At 65.7% G+C, this 17,562-nt stretch carries 17 protein-coding genes; 11 read left to right on the forward strand and 6 right to left on the reverse strand.

The window, feature by feature from the left end; all coding sequences use genetic code 11:
• Positions 1-31: 31 nt before the first annotated feature.
• From aroC to AWB80_RS16435, 3 genes are all read right to left on the reverse strand, one after another.
• Entirely contained in the window at positions 32-1,138 is a 1,107-nt protein-coding gene (aroC, locus tag AWB80_RS16425; RefSeq protein WP_061175726.1) for a chorismate synthase, read from the reverse strand.
• Between the two features lie 58 nt (positions 1,139-1,196).
• On the reverse strand, positions 1,197-3,137 hold the full coding sequence (locus AWB80_RS16430; protein ID WP_061175727.1) for an MFS transporter: 1,941 nt from the start codon (positions 3,135-3,137) through the stop codon (positions 1,197-1,199).
• A 210-nt stretch (positions 3,138-3,347) separates the two neighbouring features.
• Positions 3,348-3,800 (reverse strand): CBS domain-containing protein, encoded by a 453-nt coding sequence (locus AWB80_RS16435; RefSeq protein ID WP_061175728.1) that lies wholly within the window; start codon positions 3,798-3,800, stop codon positions 3,348-3,350.
• Positions 3,801-4,039: 239 nt separating this feature from the next.
• On the opposite strand from AWB80_RS16435, the gene AWB80_RS16440 reads away from it, so the two are divergent.
• The 3 genes from AWB80_RS16440 (at position 4,040) to AWB80_RS16450 (ending at position 6,642) form a co-directional block, all read left to right on the forward strand.
• Positions 4,040-5,377 carry an O-acetylhomoserine aminocarboxypropyltransferase gene (locus AWB80_RS16440; protein WP_061175822.1) on the forward strand — a complete coding sequence of 446 codons (1,338 nt, stop codon included), beginning with the start codon at positions 4,040-4,042 and terminating at the stop codon, positions 5,375-5,377.
• Positions 5,374-6,204, forward strand: coding sequence for an alpha/beta fold hydrolase (locus tag AWB80_RS16445; protein WP_061175729.1), 831 nt, complete (start codon positions 5,374-5,376; stop codon positions 6,202-6,204). Before AWB80_RS16440 ends, AWB80_RS16445 begins: the two co-directional genes overlap by 4 nt.
• Positions 6,205-6,321: 117 nt before the next feature.
• The gene (locus AWB80_RS16450) at positions 6,322-6,642 is read left to right on the forward strand and encodes an Mpo1-like protein (protein WP_061175730.1); all 321 of its coding nucleotides are present in this window, start codon (positions 6,322-6,324) and stop codon (positions 6,640-6,642) included.
• Between the two features lie 16 nt (positions 6,643-6,658).
• Here AWB80_RS16450 and AWB80_RS16455 read toward each other — a convergent pair whose 3' ends face one another.
• The gene (locus tag AWB80_RS16455) at positions 6,659-7,972 is read right to left on the reverse strand and encodes a YihY family inner membrane protein (protein ID WP_208635656.1); all 1,314 of its coding nucleotides are present in this window, start codon (positions 7,970-7,972) and stop codon (positions 6,659-6,661) included.
• 91 nt (positions 7,973-8,063) lie between these two features.
• Between AWB80_RS16455 and wrbA the strand changes: the two genes are divergently transcribed.
• From wrbA to AWB80_RS16480, 5 genes are all read left to right on the forward strand, one after another.
• A complete protein-coding gene (gene wrbA / locus AWB80_RS16460; protein ID WP_061175731.1) occupies positions 8,064-8,684 on the forward strand; it encodes an NAD(P)H:quinone oxidoreductase in 621 nt (206 codons plus the stop codon).
• The gene (locus tag AWB80_RS16465; protein WP_061175732.1) at positions 8,681-9,076 is read left to right on the forward strand and encodes a DUF2069 domain-containing protein; all 396 of its coding nucleotides are present in this window, start codon (positions 8,681-8,683) and stop codon (positions 9,074-9,076) included. Before wrbA ends, AWB80_RS16465 begins: the two co-directional genes overlap by 4 nt.
• Before the next feature lie 160 nt (positions 9,077-9,236).
• Positions 9,237-10,691, forward strand: a complete 1,455-nt coding sequence (locus AWB80_RS16470) for an FAD-binding oxidoreductase (RefSeq protein ID WP_061175733.1) — start codon at positions 9,237-9,239, stop codon at positions 10,689-10,691.
• A complete protein-coding gene (locus AWB80_RS16475; RefSeq protein ID WP_061175734.1) occupies positions 10,688-11,491 on the forward strand; it encodes a metallophosphoesterase in 804 nt (267 codons plus the stop codon). Before AWB80_RS16470 ends, AWB80_RS16475 begins: the two co-directional genes overlap by 4 nt.
• Before the next feature lie 33 nt (positions 11,492-11,524).
• Positions 11,525-12,235: an SOS response-associated peptidase gene (locus AWB80_RS16480; RefSeq protein ID WP_061175735.1), complete on the forward strand. Its 711-nt coding sequence runs from the start codon at positions 11,525-11,527 to the stop codon at positions 12,233-12,235.
• 3 nt (positions 12,236-12,238) lie between these two features.
• On the opposite strand, the gene AWB80_RS16485 is transcribed toward AWB80_RS16480, so the two are convergent.
• Both AWB80_RS16485 and AWB80_RS16490 read right to left on the reverse strand, forming a co-directional pair.
• The gene (locus tag AWB80_RS16485) at positions 12,239-12,427 is read right to left on the reverse strand and encodes a hypothetical protein (protein WP_061175736.1); all 189 of its coding nucleotides are present in this window, start codon (positions 12,425-12,427) and stop codon (positions 12,239-12,241) included.
• Between the two features lie 123 nt (positions 12,428-12,550).
• A complete protein-coding gene (locus tag AWB80_RS16490) occupies positions 12,551-13,489 on the reverse strand; it encodes a LysR family transcriptional regulator (RefSeq protein WP_061175737.1) in 939 nt (312 codons plus the stop codon).
• Between the two features lie 168 nt (positions 13,490-13,657).
• Here AWB80_RS16490 and AWB80_RS16495 point away from each other — a divergent pair, with 168 nt between their 5' ends.
• Genes AWB80_RS16495 through AWB80_RS16505 form a run of 3 tightly spaced genes read left to right on the forward strand, consistent with a single transcriptional unit; the run spans position 13,658 to position 17,548 of the window.
• Entirely contained in the window at positions 13,658-15,169 is a 1,512-nt protein-coding gene (locus AWB80_RS16495) for an efflux transporter outer membrane subunit (RefSeq protein WP_061175738.1), read from the forward strand.
• Between the two features lie 2 nt (positions 15,170-15,171).
• Complete coding sequence (locus AWB80_RS16500; protein WP_061175739.1) at positions 15,172-17,358, forward strand: FUSC family protein; 2,187 nt, start codon at positions 15,172-15,174, stop codon at positions 17,356-17,358.
• Complete coding sequence (locus AWB80_RS16505) at positions 17,345-17,548, forward strand: DUF1656 domain-containing protein (protein ID WP_061175740.1); 204 nt, start codon at positions 17,345-17,347, stop codon at positions 17,546-17,548. The genes AWB80_RS16500 and AWB80_RS16505 overlap by 14 nt, the downstream gene beginning before the upstream one ends.
• Positions 17,549-17,562: the final 14 nt, after the last annotated feature.

The following is a 17,562-nucleotide window of genomic DNA, read 5'->3' on the forward strand; positions in this document are numbered from 1 at the left end:
CGAAGGGCGCCGAGATTGGCGCCCTTTTCGTTTATTTCGTCGGTGCTTGCGCCGCGATCCTCGGCGTGTCGACGACCACGTCGCCGCATTGCGCACGATGTCGCAGCGCGTGATCCATCAGCACGAGCGCGAGCAGCGCTTCGGCGATCGGCGTGGCGCGAATGCCGACACACGGATCATGACGCCCGAACGTCTCGACGGTCGCGCTCTCGCCGGACCGGTCGATCGACTGGCGCGGCGTGCGGATGCTCGACGTCGGCTTGATCGCGATCGACACCGTGATGTCCTGGCCGCTCGAAATGCCGCCGAGAATCCCGCCCGCGTTGTTGTTCAGGAAGCCTTCGGGCGTCATCTCGTCGCCGTGTTGCGAGCCGCGTTGCGCGACGCTCGCAAAGCCCGCGCCGATCTCGACGGCCTTCACCGCGTTGAGGCCCATCATCGCGTGGGCGATGTCGGCGTCGAGCCGGTCGTACAGCGGCTCGCCCAGCCCGACCGGCACGCCGCTCGCGACGATTTCGATACGCGCGCCGACCGAATCGCCGTCACGGCGCAGGTTGTCCATGTACTCCTCGAGCTGCGGCACGATCTGCGCATTCGGCGAGAAGAACGGGTTCTCGCGCACGTGCTGCCAGTCTTCGAACGGAATCTCGATCTCGCCGAGCGCGCTCATGCAACCGCGCGTTTCGAGACCGAATTTCTCGCGCAGCCACTTCTTCGCGACCGCGCCCGCCGCGACGGTCGGCGCAGTCAGCCGCGCCGACGACCGCCCGCCGCCGCGATAGTCGCGCACGCCATACTTCTGCCAGTACGTGTAGTCGGCATGACCGGGCCGAAAAGTCTGCGCGATGTTGCCGTAGTCCTTGCTGCGCTGATCGGTGTTGCGGATCAAGAGCGCGATGGGCGTGCCCGTCGTGACGCCTTCGAACACGCCGGAAAGGATCTCGACCTGATCCGCTTCCTGACGCTGCGTGACGTGACGCGACGTGCCGGGGCGGCGCCGATCGAGTTCGATCTGGATATCGGCTTCCGTGAGCGCCATGCCCGGCGGGCAACCGTCGATCACGCAGCCGATCGCCGGACCGTGCGACTCGCCGAAATTCGTGACGGTGAAGAGCGTGCCAAGGGTATTGCCGGACATGAGCGTCGACCTGAAAAAAAGTGTCGGGGAAACCGCTATTATGCCAGCGCCATCGCTTTCAGCGCCTTGCGCCCCGCAGCGCCGACACGACTTCCTGCAGATGCTGGGGCGTCGCATCGGCGGGCGCGATCGGCTCGCCGACCGCGAGCGTGAGGCGTGTCATCGCACCGCGCTGGATCGGGCGCGGCCACTGCGCGTCCTCGTGGCGCGAGAACACGCTACCCCACAGACCGCGCAGCGCCATCGGCACGACGGGCGCCGGATGACGTCGCAGAATCTCCGAGATGCCGCCGCGAAACGGATTGAGTTCGCCGGTGCGCGTGAGCTTGCCCTCGGGAAAGATGCAGACGAGATCGCCTTCGTCCAGCGCCCGCGCGCATGCCGCGTAGGCGCGTTCGAGCATGTCGGGGTCCTCGTGCGCGGGCGCGATCGGAATCGCCTTCACATGCCTGAACATCCAGCCGACGAACCGCGTGCGGAAGATGCGGTGATCCATCACGAAGCGAATCGGCCGCGGGCTTTCCGCCATGATGACGACCGCATCGACGAAACTCACGTGATTGCACACGAGCACCGCCGCGCCATGCGACGGAATGCGCTCCGCATCGACGAGACGAATGCGATAGAACGTGTGCACCAGAATCCACGCGATGAAACGCAGCAGAAACTCCGGCACGAGCGAATAGATATACACGGCGACCACGACATTGAGCAGCGCCGTCGTCAGAAAGAGCCCCGGAATGCCGACGCCGAACGACGTGAGCGCAAGCGCCATCAGCGCCGAGACGATCATGAAGAACGAGTTGAGAATGTTGTTCGCCGCGATGATGCGCGCGCGGTGCGTCGGCTGGCTGCGCGCCTGAATCAGCGCGTAGAGCGGCACACTGTAGAAACCGCCGAACATCGCGAGCAGGAACAGATCCGCGAGAATCCGCCAGTGCGGCAGCGCGAGCAGGAATTCGCCGACGTTGAGCAGATGCCCGGCGGGCGCGATGCGATGACTCGCGAAAAACAGATCGATCGCGAACACGCTGATGCCGATCGAGCCCAGCGGCACGAGCCCGATTTCGACGCGGCGCTTCGAGAGCCGCTCGCACAACAGCGAGCCGGTGCCGATGCCGATGGAAAACGTCGCGAGCAGAATCGTCACGACGTCGGGATCGGCGGACAGCACGTCTTTCGCGAAATTGAAGAACGAGGTGAGAAAGGTCGCGCCGACGAACCACAGCCACGAAATCCCGAGCAGACTCAGAAACACGGTGCGGTCGGACTTCGCAAGCCGGAGATTGCGCCAGGTCTCCGAAAACGGATTCCAGTTGATGCGCAGATCCGGCTGCGACGCGTCCGACTTCGGCACGAACGTCGATGCCACGCGCCCGATGATCGCGAACGCGATGCACGCGACGGCGAGCATCATCGCGCCATGCTCGGTCGCCCCCGCCGCCGCCCCGCCGATGATCGTGCCGATCAGGATCGCGACGAACGTGCCCATCTCGACGAGCCCGTTGCCGCCGACGAGTTCGTGCGAATCGAGATGCTGCGGCAGATAGGCGTATTTCACCGGCCCGAATACGGTGGAGTGCACGCCCATCAGGAACGTGCACGCGTACAGCAGCGGCGCGCTGTGCAGCACGAAACCCGCGCCGCCGATCAGCATCACGACGATCTCGAAGCTCTTCACGAGGCGCGCGAGCACCGCCTTGTCGTACTTGTCGGCGATCTGGCCGGAGGTCGCCGAGAACAGCACGAACGGCACGATGAAAATCGCGGAAATGAGAAACGCGGCGGTCTTCGGATCGACGCCGGAAAAGCGCGCAGCCTGAAACGTCACGAGCGACGTGAAGCCGACCTTGAAGACGTTGTCGTTCATCGCGCCGAGGAACTGGGTCCAGAAAAACGGCGCGAAGCGGCGCTCGCGCAACAGGCTGAACTGGCTTTCGCCTTCGGCGTGCGAACGTCCGGAAGTGCGCGACGAGGCGCGCAGCGGTTTGTCACTCATGTCTTGCGGAGTATTGAAGTTCGGCGTTGATCGCGCGTGAGCCGCGATCGAATCCGAATGAAACGGAAACCGGGCCGCAGGTTGCTTTCGCCCTTAGGCCGGATGAAAAAAAGCGCGCCATCGAGGCGCGCTGCGGATGATGAATTCGGCGCAAGGCTTCGGCTCGCCGGTCGCCGCGAAGGTCGACGCCTCGCGGCACGACGCGAGGGCTCAGCGTGCTTCTTCCTGCTGCTCGGGCCAGTCGCGGATATACGCCTTCAGCATGCGATTTTCGAAGCCCTGCTCTTCCACGACGGCCTTGGCCACGTCGTAGAACGAGATCACGCCCATCAACTGGCGTTTTTCCATGACCGGCAGATAGCGCACGTGATGCTCCAGCATCATGCGGCGCACTTCGTTGACGTCCGTTTCCGGCGTGCAGGTGAGCGGATGGTCGTCCATGACCTTGCGGATGGTGGTCGCGCCGACCGAGCCGCTGTTGTTGTGCAAGGTCAGGATGATCTCGCGAAAGGTCAGCATGCCGACCAGATCGCCGTATTCCATGATGACGAGCGAGCCGATGTCGTGCGCCGCCATGGTATCGATTGCGTCGGAGAGCGGCGTATCGGGTGTCACGGTGAACAGCGTGTTGCCCTTCACCTTAAGAATGTCGCTGACTCGCATGGCTGTCTCCTCGCGAAATGCCTGGTTCTGGTCATCAAAAGTGATGAAACGATGGATCGATGCTATCGGAAAGGCCCGCAAAAGGAAAGCGAGCGAAGCCCGCATCAGCCGAATGGACAAGGCTTTGCGCGATTCACGGCCGCGCGTTCGCCCTAGGTTTGGACGCCCGAATCCGATGTTAGGATGATTGACCCTCATTTTCGCCGCACGCCGCGCCGCTCGCGCGCCGGCCGCCCATGATGCCAGCCAACCGTTTCGACACGCTCGCACTGCACGCGGGCGCCGCGCCCGACCCCGCCACCGGCGCCCGCGCGACGCCGATTTATCAGACCACCTCGTTCACCTTCCGCGACAGCGATCACGCCGCCGCGCTTTTCAACATGGAGCGCTCGGGGCACGTATATTCGCGCATCTCGAACCCGACCGTCGCGGTGTTCGAGGAACGCGTCGCGGCGCTCGAAGGCGGCGTCGGCGCGATCGGCACGGCAAGCGGCCAGGCCGCGCTGCATCTCGCGATCGCCACGCTGATGGGCGCGGGCTCGCATGTCGTCGCATCGAGCGCGCTCTACGGCGGCTCGCATAATCTGCTGCATTACACGCTGCGGCGCTTCGGCATCGAGACGACCTTCGTGCCGCCCCATGATCTCGACGCGTGGCGCGCGGCCGCGCGGCCAGACACGCGGCTTTTCTTCGGCGAAACGCTCGGCAATCCCGGGCTCGACGTGCTCGATATCGCCGGCGTCGCGGAGATCGCGCACGAGCATGGCGCGCCGCTGCTCGTGGATTCCACCTTCACGACGCCCTATCTGCTGCGCCCGTTCGAGCATGGCGCCGACCTCGTCTATCACTCCGCGACCAAGTTTCTCGGCGGACATGGGACGACGATCGGCGGCGTGCTCGTCGACGGCGGCACGTTCGATTTCGCCGCGAGCGGGCGCTTCCCCGAATTCACCGAGCCTTACGACGGTTTTCACGGCATGGTCTTCGCCGAGGAAAGCACCGTCGCGCCGTTCCTGTTGCGCGCCCGGCGCGAAGGCTTGCGCGATTTCGGCGCGTGTCTGCATCCGCAAGCCGCGTGGCAGTTGCTACAAGGCATCGAAACCTTGCCGCTGCGCATGGATCGCCATGTCGCGAATACGCGCAAGGTGATCGAATTCCTGCTGAGCTCGCCCGCGGTCGAGGGCGTGGCCTATCCCGAACTGCCGACGCATCGCGATCGCGCGCTCGCCGAACGTCTGCTGCCGCGCGGCGCGGGCGCGGTGTTCAGCTTCGATCTGAAGGGCGGCGTGCCGGCGGCGCGCAAATTCATCGAAACGCTCACGCTGTTCTCGCATCTCGCGAACGTCGGCGATGCGCGCTCGCTCGTGATCCATCCCGCATCGACGACGCATTTCCGCATGGATGCCGCCGCGCTCGCGGCTGCTGGCATCGGGCCCGGGCGCATCCGTCTTTCGATCGGACTGGAAGATCCGGACGATCTCATCGACGATCTGAAGCGCGGACTGAAAGCCGCGCAGAAAGCCGGCGAAAGCGCACAGGACGCCAGCGCGGCCGCGCCGCTCGGGAGCCGCGCATGATCCTCGATCTCCAGGGGCGCGACACTTACGCCTACACCGGCGGCAAGCCTTTCGACGCCGCGCGGCCGGCCGTCGTGTTCATTCACGGCGCGGAACACGATCACAGCGTCTGGGCCCTGCAAACGCGTTACTTCGCGCATCACGGCTTCGGCGTGCTGGCGCTCGATCTTCCGGGTCATGGACGAAGCATCGGGCCCGCGCTCTCCACCATCGGCGCGCTCGCGGACTGGGTGATCGGCGTGCTCGATGCGGCGGGCGTACAGCGGGCGCTCTTCATCGGTCACAGCATGGGCTCGCTGATCGCGCTCGATACCGCCGGCCGCTATCCCGCGCGCACGATGGGCCTCGCGCTGCTCGCGAGCGCCGCGCCGATGACCGTCTCCGACACGCTGCTCGACGCCGCCCGCGAGCACGAGCCGGAAGCCATCGCGATGGTGAACCAGTGGTCGCATTCGACGATCGCCGCGAAACCGTCGAGCCCCGCGCCGGGCTTCTGGCTGCAAGGCGTGAATCAGCGGCTGATGGAGCGCGTGAGCCTGCGCGGCGAAGCGCAGCTTTTCCATACCGATTTCAGCGCCTGCAACACCTACGCGGACGCACTCGACCGCGCATCCGCCGTGCGCTGCCCGGTGTGCGTCGTGAGCGGCAAACGCGACATGATGACGCCGCCGCGCGCCGCCCGCCCGCTCGTCGACGCGCTGAAGAAAGCCGGCGCTCCGGTGCAGACGGTGGAACTCGATGCGGGCCACGCGCTGATGTCAGAGCAGCCGGACGCGACGCTCGACGCGCTGTTCGCGTTCGCGCTCGGTTGCGCCAAAGCAGGCTGAAACTTACCGTGCGGCACACCGCCGTTCCCGCTTGCACGGCGCGCATGACGGCCGCAGAATGAATCTTGCTGACGCGATCGATGTAATCGTCAGGCACGCATCATCAGGGAGGCCGTCATGTCGCACACCGCTCACGGAGAACATTTCGCGAACTTCGCCGAGTTCTATCCGTACTACCTCGATGAACACCGCAACGCGGTCTCGCGCAGGCTGCATTTCATCGGCTCACTGGGCGTGATCGGCTGCCTTGCAATGGCGATCGCGACCGGCGACTGGCTCTGGCTGCCCGCAGCCGTCGTCTGCGGCTACGGCTTCGCATGGATCGGCCACTTCTTCTTCGAAAAGAACCGCCCCGCGACCTTCCGTCATCCGCTCTACAGCCTGATGGGCGACTGGGTGATGTTCAAGGACATCTGCATCGGCAAGATTTCGCTTTGATGAGCGCGCCCGCGATTCAAGCGGGCTGTTGCGGCATCGACGGGCGCGGTGTTTCGCGCATCCGCGCGCTCGTCAGCGCCGATGCCCGCGCGGCGATCAGCGAGCCGAGCGTGATGTCCAGCTTCTCGTTGTCCAGCGCAGTCATGAGCGCGGCGCAATCCACCTGCGCCGCGTCCAGCTTCAACTGATACTCCAGCTCGCCGCGGTCGATCACGAACTGGTCGGAGAGCATCGTCACCGTGATCTGATTCGGATTGGCGATCAGCACGTAGCGCGGCGCGGCGGAATCCTCCAGCCGGCCGATCCAGCCGAGCGCATCGAGCCGCGCGATCAGCCGCGTCGAGGTATCCAGATCGCAGCGCGCCATGCTCGATAGTTGCAGCGCCGTGTAGCCGGGCTTGCCCTCGTCGCGCGCCTCGACGAGCCGGGCCAGGATTTCGAGCGCATCGAGCAGATCGCTGCCGGGAAAATCGCGCCGATGATACTGGCCGGTGCGAATCGCGGGCAGCGCGGACGTGACCATCGCGCCGACGAGCGCGATCATCCAGCACAGATAGACCCACAACAGGAACACCGGCAGCGCGGCGAACGCGCCGTACACGGCGGTGTAGGTGGGAATGCGCCGCACGTAAGATCCGAAGCCGCGCTTGCCCAGCTCGAACGCGACGGCCGCGATCAGCCCGCCGACGATCGCATCGCGCCACTCCACCTTGCAGTTCGGCATGTAGACGTAAATGAACGTGAACGCGAGCGCGGTGAGCGGCAGCGACACGCCCGTGAGCGCCCATTCGACGATCGGCGGCATCAGGTTGTGCGAGCCCGCGAACGCGATCGAATGCGCGAACACATACGAGGAGATTGAGAGACTGCAGCCGAACAGGATCGGCCCGAGCGTGATGATCGACCAGTAGACGAGCACGCGCTGCGCGATCGGGCGCGCCTTTCTCACGCGCCAGATCACGTTGAACGCGGACTCGACGGTCATCATCGTCATGACGGAGGTCACGAAGAGGATGATCATGCCGACGGTGGTGAGCCCCTTCGCCTTCGACGCGAACTGGTTCAGATACTTGAAAATCTGGTCGTTGATCTGCGGCGGCATCAGGTGCACCGCGAGAAAATCCTGCAGCGACGCCTGAAAGGAGCCGAAGATCGGGAACGCGGTGAAGAGCGCAAAGGCGACCGTTGCAAGCGGCACGAGCGACAGCACGCTCGTGAACGTGAGGCTGCCCGCCACTTGCGCGACGCGGTCCTCGCCGATGCGCCGCGCGACGAAGCCGGCGAGACGCTTGACCGCCGCAAAATCGATGGAAAGGTGCTGCAAACGCATTCTCCCGTCGTGGCGATGCGCTGCACGCGAAGGCGTGCCACGCCACGAATATCGCTCAATACCTATAATAGCCGTTCACTAAAAAAGCCTTATGAACGACATTCTCGTGCTCTACTACAGCCGCCATGGCGCGACCCGCGAGCTTGCGCTCGCGATCGCCCAGGGCGTCGACAGCGTGCCCGGCATGCAGGCGCGCGTGCGCACGGTGCCGCCGGTTTCGACCGTCTGCGAAGCCACCCAGCCCGACATTCCCGCCGACGGCCCGCCCTACGCCGAGCTGCGCGATCTCGAAGAATGCGCCGGTCTCGCGCTCGGCTCGCCCACGCGCTTCGGCAACATGGCGGCGCCGCTCAAATACTTTCTCGACGGCACCACGCCGCAGTGGCTCTCCGGCGCGCTGGCGGGCAAACCCGCCAGCGTCTTCACCTCGACCGGCAGCCTGCACGGCGGCCAGGAAAGCACCCTGCTTTCGATGATGCTGCCGCTGCTGCATCACGGCATGATGATCGTCGGCATCCCGTACACCGAATCGCGGCTCACCTCGACGCAAAGCGGCGGCACGCCCTACGGCGCGTCGCATCATGCGCGCGCGGGCGGCGACGAAAACGGCCGCCACGGCATTTCCGCGGACGAAAAAGCGCTCGCCATCGCCCTCGGCGCGCGGCTCGCGCGCACCGCGCTCAATCTCGTGCGCGGCGCGCGCTCCGCATGACCACGCCGATCTCGACTACGCGTCCCAACGCCGTGCTGGCAGTCGGCGCGCTGGCAAGCCTCGCCGCGCTCATCGTCCTTTCGCTCGCCTGGGAACTCTGGCTCGCGCCGCTGCGCCCCGGCGCGTGGGCGCTCGCGTTGAAGGCGCTGCCGCTCGCGTGCGCGCTGCCCGGCGTCGCACGCAAGAACCTCTATACGCTGCAATGGGCGTCGATGCTCGTGCTGCTCTATCTGGCCGAAGGCGTCGTGCGCGGCATGACCGACGCGGGGCTTTCCGCGTCGCTCGCCTGGCTGGAGGCGCTGCTCGCCCTCGCGTTCTTCGTCTGCGCGCTCGCTTACGTCGCGCCGTTCAAGCGTACGGCCCGGTTGAACGCCCGTGCGAAAAAAAGCTAATCCATTCGCTTTTCTGACGGCTGCGCCGCCAGGTCTTGATGCTTTGTAGCACGGATTGGCGCTCGCCGCGCGTGCCTATGCCATTCGGACGAGGGTCGCGCGCCCCACGCCTGCGCGATACTGTCGGCTACGCCCTACCGGAATCTCCGCTTTTCAGCCCATGACCGCATCCCAAGCCTTCATCGCCGCCTGCACCGAGGCCCTCGGCGCGCCGCACGTCCTGACCGACGCCCACGATACAGAGCCCTTTCTCGTCGACTGGCGCAAGCGCTATCGCGGCAACGCGTGCGCCGTGCTGCTGCCCGCCGATACGGCGCAGGTCGCGGCCGTCGTGCGTCTCGCGCGTGAATATCGCGTGGCGATCGTGCCGCAGGGCGGCAACACCGGACTCGCCGGCGGCGCGACGCCCGATTCGAGCGGCGCACAGGCTGTCATCAGCCTCAGACGGCTCAACCGGATTCGCGGCATCGATCCGCACAACAACACGATCACCGTCGAAGCCGGCGTCATCCTCGCCGAAATTCAGACGCGCGCCGAGAGCGCGCAGCGCCTCTTTCCGCTCAGTCTCGCGGCGGAAGGCAGTTGCACGATCGGCGGCAATCTGTCGACGAACGCGGGCGGCACCGGCGTGCTGCGCTACGGCAACACGCGTGAGCTCTGCCTCGGGCTCGAAGTGGTGACGCCGCAAGGTGAAATCTGGGACGGGCTGCGCGGTCTGCGTAAGGACAACACCGGCTACGATCTGCGCGATCTTTTCATCGGCGCGGAAGGCACGCTCGGCATCATCACGGCGGCCGTCATGAAGCTGCACCCCGCGCCGGTCGCGAAGGTCACGGCGCTCGCCGGGCTCGCGTCGCCGCACGCCGCGCTCGATTTCCTCTCGATGGCGCAGCATCACGCGGGCGCGCTCCTGACCGGCTTCGAACTGATGTCCGATTTCTCGATGCGCCTCGTCGGCCGGCACTTTCCGCAACTGCGCTATCCGTTCGGCGAGCCGCACGCGCAGACCGTGCTGCTCGAACTCTCGGACAGCGAAAGCGAAGCGCACGCCCGCACGCTGTTTGAGCGGCTGATGGAAGAAGCGCTCGAAAAAGGCGTCGTGGAAGACGCCGTCGTCGCGGAAAATCTCGCGCAATCGCAGGCATTCTGGGATTTGCGCGAACATATTCCGCTCGCCCAGGCGGAAGAAGGCCTGAACATCAAGCATGATATTGCCGTGCCCATTTCGAGCATCGGCCGCTTCATCGACGAAACCGATGCGATCATCGCGAAGGCCGTTCCCGGCGCGCGCATGGTGACGTTCGGCCATCTCGGCGACGGCAATCTGCACTACAACGTGCAGGCGCCCGAAGACGTCGATCAGAAACGGTTTCTGGACGAGCATCAGGCGCCGATCAATGCGCTCGTGTATGAGCAGGTGCACACGCATCGCGGCAGCATCAGCGCCGAGCACGGCCTCGGCCAACTCAAGGTGGATGAAGCCATGCACTACAAGTCGCCGGTCGAAGTGCGCCTCATGCAGACCATCAAGACCGCGCTCGATCCGGACAATCTGATGAATCCCGGCAAGGTCGTGCACTGGGGCGCGGCTTCGCCCACGGAGGGCATCGCATGAAGATTCGCGTGCTGTCGGACCTGCATCTCGAATGCGACGAACCGCTGGCGATTCCCTACGCCGAGGCCGATCTCGTCGTGCTGGCGGGTGACATCCACAATCACGCCGAGGGCCTGCGCTGGGCGGCGGAAAACTTCGGCTCCGAGGTGCCGGTCATCTACGTGCCCGGCAATCACGAGTATTACGACGCCGAGTTCGGCGCGATGGAAGCGGCGATGCAGGATGCCGCGCGCAGCGTCGACAACGTGCACTATCTGAACAACGCATCACTGGTCGATCGACGCGGCGCGTGGCGCGTGCTCGGCACGACACTGTGGACCGATTTCGCGCTGTTCGGCGCGGGCGACGACGAAATCGAGAACGCCAAAGAGGCGTGCACGAAAGTCATGCTCGACTACAAGGGCCTCATTCAACTGTCGTGGCCGGAACCGGACGGCGAGCACCGCGAATTCGCCCCCGACGATTCGCTCGCCTTGCACGAACAGGCGCGCGCGTGGCTCGAAGCCGAGCTCGCAAAGCCGTTCGCGGGCCAGACGATCGTCGTCACACATCATGCGCCGATGCGGCAGAGCCTCGCGCCGCGCTACGCGGAAGATCTCGTATCGGCAGGCTTCGTCAATCATCTGCCGACACTCGCGCGCGCGCCTGCGTCGCTATGGATACACGGACATACGCATACGTCGTTCGATTACGTCGTCGAGGGCACGCGCGTCGTGTGCAATCCGCGCGGTTATTTCGACCGGCGCAGGCAACAGTGGGAGAATCCCGATTTCGCGTGGGACAAGGTCGTCGAGATATGAAGCGAACCGTGTTGGACTTTGCGGAGGAACGCCATGTGTGGCCGAATCAGCCAGTACCGACTGCCGATGCATTACGCGCAACGCCTGCATCTGAAGAATCCGTTCGTGCTCGTGGATGCCGCCGACCGGCGTCCCGGCTATAACCTGTCGCCGGGCACGCATCCGCTCGCCGTCTATCCGGACGAGACCATCCGCGCGGTGCATTGGGGCTATTGCCCGCCGTGGGCCATCCAGAAGAAGCTGCCGCAGACGATCAACGCGCGCGTCGAGACCGCGGCGACCAGCGCGTATTTCAAGCATTTGTGGAAGAAGGCGCGCATTCTCGTGCCGGCCGACGGCTGGTTCGAATGGCGCATCGAGCCGCGCCCCGGCGCGCCGGCCGCGAAGCCCTTCAAGCAGCCGTACTTCATTCAGCGCGCGGACGGCGAGCCAATGTATCTCGCCGCGCTCACCAGCATTCTGCGCGATGAAGACGCCGCCGCGCCCGGCGCGGGCTTCGTCATCGTGACGGCCGCCGCCGACGAAGGCCTGGTCGACGTGCACGACCGCCGCCCGCTCGTCTTCTCACCCGCCGTCGCGCGGCGCTGGCTCGATCCGGACGCGTCGCCCGAAGACCTCGCGGCGCTCGTCAAAGCGGACGGCGTGCCGGCGTCTCACTTCGTCTGGCATCGCGTCTCGACCGATGTGAACCGCGCGACCAACGACGAGCCGCGCCTTATCGAACCGCTGGCGACGGCGCTCTAAAAATCAGCGATCGTACCGATCGCGCGGACGGCGCACGCGCGGGTCGCGCTCGTCGTCGATGCGTATCGGCACGAGACGCCGCTTCGCGTCGCGCTCCGGCTGGCCGCGCATCGCGTTGAAAAAATCGCGCGACGCCGGCACGGCGATCAGCACCAGAAGCGCGGCAAGGGCGATCAGAAGTGGCGTACTCATGTGACTTATCCCGGTAAAAGATGCATTCGAACCAGTCCAGACGGTATCAAGCTGCGGCCGAACCGTGAGTAAGCAAGTGTTGCACCGCGCTTTATTTCGTAACCGGACCCGCACCCGCCCGCTTCAGGCGACGACGAATTCCTTCAGCGATTCGGCATCCGCGGCGAGCGTGTCGGGCAGCGCCTCGCGCAGAAACTCGACCCACGTGCGGATTTTCGCATCGAGATACTGGCGCGACGGATAGAGCGCGTAGACGTGCAGCTCCTGCATGGTGTACTGCGGCAGCACGCGCACCAGCGTGCCCGCGCGCAGGCCCGGCAGCGCGGACGAAGTCGGCAGCACGCCGATACCCATGCTCTCGCGGATCGCGACCACCATCGCCTCCGCGACGTTCACCGTGAACGTCGACGGCCCGAGGCTCACCGTCTCCTGACCGTTCGGGCCGTCGAACACCCAGCGGTCGGGCGGAAACACCGGCGTCATCAGATGCAGGCAGGTGTGGCGCACGAGATCGGACAGCACGTGCGGCGCGCCGTGCTTCTCGATATACGCCGGCGACGCGCACGCGATGCTGAACACCGTGCCGAGACGCGCCGACACGAGCCCGGAATCGGGCAGCTCGGACGCGAGCACGACAGACACGTCGTAGCCTTCGTCGAGCAGATCCGGCACGCGCTGCGCGAGCGTCAGATCGACCTGCACCGACGAATGGCGCTGCTGATAGCGCGAGATCATCGGCACGATGTAGTGCTGGCCGAAGCTGGTCATCGAATGCACCTTGAGCTTGCCGGACGGGCGCGCGTGCGCGTCGCCGGCCTCGGCCTCCGCCTGATCGACATAGGCGAGGATCTGCTCGCAGCGTTGCAGATACCGCTCGCCCGCTTCGGTGAGCGCGATGCGCCGGGTCGTGCGATTGAGCAAGCGCGCGCGCAGATGCGCTTCGAGATCCGACACGGCCCGCGATGCATAAGCCGTCGTCGTATTGAGATGCTGCGCGGCCGCGGTGAAACTGCCCGCTTCGACGACCCGCACAAATACGCGCATGTTCTGGAGCGTGTCCATGGCGCTTTTCCGTCTTCAAGAGCTGTTCGTGGACCGAATTGTTGCACATTCGGCAACAACGATTATCACATCCTCCGTAAAAATGCTTTGCATCCTTACGGGTTATTCGACAATCCCTGCAAAAATATAATGACTTCCTGACATCTAATTCAATTTCGGGAGTGAATCGTGCGAGGGCGAGTGTCCAGAAGCGCTGCGTGTGCCGCGGTTCTTACAGCGATATTAACAATTGCCGGGTGCGCCAGCACGGGCAAGATCGCGCCGCAGGATTCGCTCAACGATGCATCGACGCTCGATGTCGGCAGCGCCATCCGCGCAGCCAACGCCGACGCCCAGTGGCCCGCGCAGGAATGGTGGCGCGACTATCGCGACCCGCAGCTCGACGCCTGGATCGCACGCGCGACCCACGGCAGCCCAACGCTGGCGATGGCGGCGGCGCGCGTGCGTGAAGCGCAGCAACAGGCGGGCGTCGCCCGTTCCGAACTCCTGCCGCACGTCGACGGCGCGATGAGCATCTCGCGCAAGAACTGGCCCAACAACGATTTCTACGGTCCCGGCCCCTACGCCGACACGACCACCTGGGACAACACCGCCGGCCTCACCCTGTCCTACAACCTCGACCTCTGGCATCGCGACGACAACACCGCCGAGCGCGCGCTCGATGTCGCCCACGTGCGCGCCGCCGATGCACGCGCCGCGCAGCTCGAACTCGAGACGAACATCGTGCGGGCGTACATCGGTTTCTCGCAGTCGTTCGCGCTGCTCGATATCGCGCAGGACACGCTCGCGCAGCAGGAACGCATCGCGGACCTCGCGCGGCGGCGTCTGCGCGGCGGCCTCGGCACGCAGCTCGAAGTCAGCCAGGCTGAAACGCCGCTGCCCGAGTACGAGCGTCAGGTCGATGTCTACAAGGAAGAAATCCAGCTCGCGCGCCATCGGCTCGCCGCGCTCGCGGGCGACGGTCCGGGCGCGGGCGAGGCGCTCACGCGCCCGGCGCTGTCGCTCGCGACGCCGCTGCCCCTGCCCTCCGCGCTGCCGGCCGAACTGGTCGGTCATCGGCCCGATATCGTCGCGGCGCGCTGGATGGTCGCGGCGCAGGCGCGCGGCATCGATGTGGCGAAAGCCGGTTTCTATCCGAACATCAATCTGGCGGCATCGCTCACGCAGGCGTTCGCGGGCGGCGCGCTGCTCAGTTTCCTCACGCGCGACGCATCCGGCTACAGCTTCGGCCCGGCGATCTCGCTGCCGATCTTCGAAGGCGGACGCCTGCGCGCGCAACTCGGCGCGGCATCGGCGCAATACGATCAGGCCGTCGATCACTACAACGCGACGCTCGTCGCGGCGCTCAAGGACATCGCCGATCAGGTCGTGCGCGTGCATTCGCTCGATACGCAGCTCGAAGCGTCCGGCCGCTCCGTCGCGGCGGCGCGCAAGAACTACGATCTCGCGAACCAAGGTTACAAGCGCGGTCTCACCGACTATCTGAATGTGCTCGTCGCGCAGACGCAGTTGCTGAAGGCGCAGGACGGACAGGCGCGCGTGCGCGCGCAACGGCTCGCGTCGTATGCGACGCTCACGTCGGCGCTCGGCGGCGGCATCGACGATCCGGCCAACGGCCCGGAACAGAACGCGCTCGCGCCGTCGCAGCACATCGGCCCGTTCAGCAAGACGCGGAACTGAGCATGTCGACGCCCGCCACGCTCATCGAACGTCCGTCGCTCAAGCTGGCCTTGCTCGACTGGGCGCGCACCGACGGCCTCGCCTGGATCTACATCTTCAAGGCCGTGCTGGCGGCGCTGCTGGCGCTGTGGATCGCAATGCGCCTCGATATGCAGCAGCCGCGCACCGCGATGACCACCGTATTCGTCGTGATGCAGCCGCAAAGCGGCATGGTGCTCGCGAAGAGCTTCTATCGCTTCTGCGGGACGATGGTCGGCCTCGTCGTGATGATGGTCTTCATCAGCCTGTTTTCGCAGCAGCCGGTGCTGTTTCTTTCGGCGACGGCGCTATGGGTCGGCGTCTGCACGGCGGGCGCGGCGCGCAACCGCAACTTCCGCTCGTACGGCTTCGTGCTCGCGGGTTACACGGCCGCGCTGATCGGCATTCCGGCGGCGCAGCATCCGGAGGCCGCGTATCTGTCGGCGCTCACGCGGGTCGGCGAAGTGACGCTCGGCATCGTGTGTTCCGGCGCGGTGAGCGCGCTCGTCTTTCCGCAGCATGCGGGCGAGCAGGTCAGGACGACAGTGCGCCGCCGCTTCACGCAGTTCGTCGACTATGTATGCCGCGCGCTGTCGGGCAAGATGGAGCGCGCGCAGATCGAGCGAACCAATCTCGCGTTCGTGTCGGATATCGTCGGCTTCGAGGCCGCGCGCAGCGTCGCCGTGTTCGAGAATCCGGAGTCGCGCATGCGCGGCGGGCGCCTCGCGCGTCTGAACAGCGAATTCATGAGCGCGTCGACGCGCTTTCACGCGCTGCATCAGTTGATGAACCGCCTGCGCGAAAACGCATCGGCGACGACCATCGCGGCGCTCGAACCGTTCTTTCGCGAAGTGCCGCCGCTCTTTTCCGTATCGGGCGAGCCGGTGCGCAACGCCGCCGACGCCGCGCACGCCGCCGCGCAATTGCACGACTACAAGGCCGCCTTGCCGAAGCGCGTGCGCGCGGCGCGTGCCGCACTCGAAGCGAATCCGGACTTCGCGCAACTGGAGTTCGATACCGCGGCGGAACTGCTCTACCGTTTCGTCGACGACATGCTCGCGTATGCGCAAACGTACGCGTCGCTGACATCGCCGTCGCATGAACGCGAGCACTGGATCGCGCGTTACGTGCCGAAGACCAACATGTTCGCGGCGGCCATCTCGGGCTTGCGCGGCGCGGTCGTGATGTTCATCCTCTCCGCGTTCTGGATCGAGACCGCGTGGCCGAGCGGCGGCACGATGGTGCTCAACGCGGCGGCCGTGTGCGCGCTCGCGTCGTCATCGCCGCGCCCGACCCTCATGTCCGCGCAAATGGCGCTCGGCACGATGCTCGCGAGCGTGGTCGGCATGATCGTCGTGTTCGGCGTGTTTCCGCACATCGACGGCTTCACGATGATGTGCGCCGCGCTCGCACCCGCGCTTTTGCTCGGCGCGTATCTCAGCACGCGGCGCGCGCTCGCGGGCGTGGGGATCGGCTATTGCATCTTCTTCTGCTTTCTCGCGGGCCCGGACAATCTCGTCCATTACGATCCGACCGGCTTCATGAACGATGCGCTCGCGCTCGTGCTGTCGATGATCGTCGCGGCGATCGCCTTCGCCGTGCTGCTGCCGACCGATGCGCCGTGGCTGCGCAATCTGCTGCTCGGCGACCTGCGGCGCGAAGTGGTGAGCGCGCGCCGCGGACGTCTGGCCACGCTCGCGACGCACTTCGAAAGCCGCACGCGCGATCTGCTCGCGCAGATCAACGCGCTTCCGGCCAGCCGTCCCGGTTCGCAACGCGATGCGCTGCAATGGCTTTTCGCGGTGCTCGAATTCGGCAACGCGGTGATCGATTTGCGGCGCGAGATCGCGGCGGCGTCGAACGCGTCGATGCCATGGCGCCGCTCGGTCGACGCGACGCTCGATGCGGTCGCGCGGCTCTTCGACCGGCCGAAACAAATGCGCTTCGACGCTGCCCTGGCCGCGACCGAACGCGCGATTGCCGATACGCAAGACGTGCTCGCCACGTTCGATGAGTCGCGCGAGGAAAGACATCGGCTGCAGCGCATCGCGAGTCATCTGCACTTCATCCGTACCGCGCTGCTCGATCCCGAATCGCCGTTTGCGCAGTTCGCTGCGTCGGCGTCTGCGCAACAACACCCGCCAGAAGGAGCGCCCCATGCTGCCGCGTAACGTCGCGATCCTCGAAGCCTATGTGCCGACGATTCTCCTGCTCTTCATCGCCGGCGCGATGATCACGTGGGTCGTCGACCGCGTGCTTTCGCTGACGGGGATCTATCGCGTGGTCTGGCATCCGGCGCTCTTTCGCGCGAGCCTGCTGGTGTGCATCTGCGGCACGCTCGGGCTCATCGCGTATCGATGAGCGCATCACATTCA

Origin of the sequence: Caballeronia pedi, from assembly GCF_001544915.2 — a bacterium.
Taxonomy (GTDB): Bacteria; Pseudomonadota; Gammaproteobacteria; order Burkholderiales; family Burkholderiaceae; genus Caballeronia; species Caballeronia pedi.

Coding starts and splice junctions, on each gene's coding strand:
- AWB80_RS16430 (WP_061175727.1), bottom strand. CDS start 3,137: ATGAGTGACAAACCGCTGCGCGCCTCGTCGCGCACTTCCGGACGTTCG.
- AWB80_RS16465 (WP_061175732.1), top strand. CDS start 8,681: ATGACCACGCCGATCTCGACTACGCGTCCCAACGCCGTGCTGGCAGTC.
- aroC (WP_061175726.1), bottom strand. CDS start 1,138: ATGTCCGGCAATACCCTTGGCACGCTCTTCACCGTCACGAATTTCGGC.
- AWB80_RS16445 (WP_061175729.1), top strand. CDS start 5,374: ATGATCCTCGATCTCCAGGGGCGCGACACTTACGCCTACACCGGCGGC.
- AWB80_RS16440 (WP_061175822.1), top strand. CDS start 4,040: ATGCCAGCCAACCGTTTCGACACGCTCGCACTGCACGCGGGCGCCGCG.
- AWB80_RS16485 (WP_061175736.1), bottom strand. CDS start 12,427: ATGAGTACGCCACTTCTGATCGCCCTTGCCGCGCTTCTGGTGCTGATC.
- wrbA (WP_061175731.1), top strand. CDS start 8,064: ATGAACGACATTCTCGTGCTCTACTACAGCCGCCATGGCGCGACCCGC.
- AWB80_RS16505 (WP_061175740.1), top strand. CDS start 17,345: ATGCTGCCGCGTAACGTCGCGATCCTCGAAGCCTATGTGCCGACGATT.
- AWB80_RS16475 (WP_061175734.1), top strand. CDS start 10,688: ATGAAGATTCGCGTGCTGTCGGACCTGCATCTCGAATGCGACGAACCG.
- AWB80_RS16480 (WP_061175735.1), top strand. CDS start 11,525: ATGTGTGGCCGAATCAGCCAGTACCGACTGCCGATGCATTACGCGCAA.
- AWB80_RS16500 (WP_061175739.1), top strand. CDS start 15,172: ATGTCGACGCCCGCCACGCTCATCGAACGTCCGTCGCTCAAGCTGGCC.
- AWB80_RS16450 (WP_061175730.1), top strand. CDS start 6,322: ATGTCGCACACCGCTCACGGAGAACATTTCGCGAACTTCGCCGAGTTC.
- AWB80_RS16435 (WP_061175728.1), bottom strand. CDS start 3,800: ATGCGAGTCAGCGACATTCTTAAGGTGAAGGGCAACACGCTGTTCACC.
- AWB80_RS16470 (WP_061175733.1), top strand. CDS start 9,237: ATGACCGCATCCCAAGCCTTCATCGCCGCCTGCACCGAGGCCCTCGGC.
- AWB80_RS16455 (WP_208635656.1), bottom strand. CDS start 7,972: ATGCGTTTGCAGCACCTTTCCATCGATTTTGCGGCGGTCAAGCGTCTC.
- AWB80_RS16490 (WP_061175737.1), bottom strand. CDS start 13,489: ATGGACACGCTCCAGAACATGCGCGTATTTGTGCGGGTCGTCGAAGCG.